This is a genomic window from Mesorhizobium sp. M7A.F.Ca.ET.027.03.2.1 (assembly GCF_003999175.1).
Lineage (GTDB): Bacteria > Pseudomonadota > Alphaproteobacteria > Rhizobiales > Rhizobiaceae > Mesorhizobium.
Genome location: NZ_RZOM01001366.1, coordinates 1 through 1,305, shown reverse-complemented (window position 1 = coordinate 1,305; position 1,305 = coordinate 1). Strand labels below are relative to the sequence as shown.

General features: G+C 66.4%; 1 pseudogene. It reads left to right on the top strand.

The features are described from left to right. Nucleotides 1–1,305: pseudogene (locus EN750_RS34705) on the top strand (translocation/assembly module TamB); the annotation flags it as partial.

Below are 1,305 nucleotides of genomic sequence, written 5' to 3'. Positions count from 1 at the left end.
GCTTGCGGCCAAGGGATCGGTCAAGGCCGATGCCGCGCCACTGGCGGTCGAGACGGTGCTCAACATCACCCGTCATGACGGCAAGCAAGGTAATGTCGACGCCAAGATCCACTTTGCGCCGGCAGACAACAGGCTCGATCTCGACCTGAAGGCCTCGGAGCCGGCAGGCGGTATCATCGCCAACCTGCTCAAGCTGCCCGACACGCCGCCGGTCGACATAGATGTCTCGGGCACCGGGCCGCTCGCCAACTGGAACGGCATCGGCACGTTCTCAGTCGACGGCAAGATCGTCACCCAGCTGACGGGTCGCCACCAACTGACCGACAAGGGCAATCATATCGAGGCCAAGGGCGACGGCGATTTCGCTCGCTTCCTGCCTGAGAATCTCAAGCCGCTGTTTGCCGGCAAGACCAGTTTCGACATTGCCGGCACCGCCACATCGGCCGGTGGCGTCAGTGTCGACCGCGCCAACATCGACAGCGATGCGGTGCACGGCACCGCGACCGGCATTGTCGATCCTGCCGGCGCCAGCGACCTCTCGGTCGAACTCGCCGCCAAGGGGCCGCCCGTGGTGATCAGCGTCGGCAGCAAGGCGCAGCCGATCACGCTGGCGATCAGCAATGCCACCGCCCGGGCCTTCGGCGACGGCAAGGCGCCGATCATCGACGTCGGCGCCTCCTTCGTCTCCATCGTCGCCGGCGGCACGCGGCTGGACGACCTGGCGGCCCAGATCCATTCCGACGGTTTTGATATCCAGAACCGCGCCGGGCCGGTCACCGTCAAGCTGGAGGCGGGCGGCCTCAACACCGACGTGGCGACGCTGGCGCCGCTGATCACCGGCAAGATCGATGTCGATCTGGCCGGGTCGGTCAGCAAGGACGCCATTGCCATCGACCAGGGCACGCTGCGTTCCGACGCGCTCAACGCTTCGCTGACCGCGACGGTGGCGCTTGCCGACCTGTCGATGCAGCTCAAGATGAACGCGGATGCCGTGGCCACGGCCTTTCCGCCGCAGATCGCCTCGGTGCTCGGCGCTAGGGTGAAATTCTCGGCCAGCGCGGCCCGCGATCCGCAGGGATCCTTCGCCGCCAATTCGATCGAATTCACCTCCGGCACGCTCAGCGCCGCCGGCACGGCCAGCATGCAAGGCACCGACATCCAGGCCGACATCAAGGGCAAACTGGGCGACGTTTCCGTGCTGTCGCCGACAGTCGGCGTGCCGGTTGCCGGTGGCGTCGACTTCGCGCTGTCGGCAAGCGGCGCCATGACGGCGCCGGATTTCACTGTTACCGCCGATAGCGATAG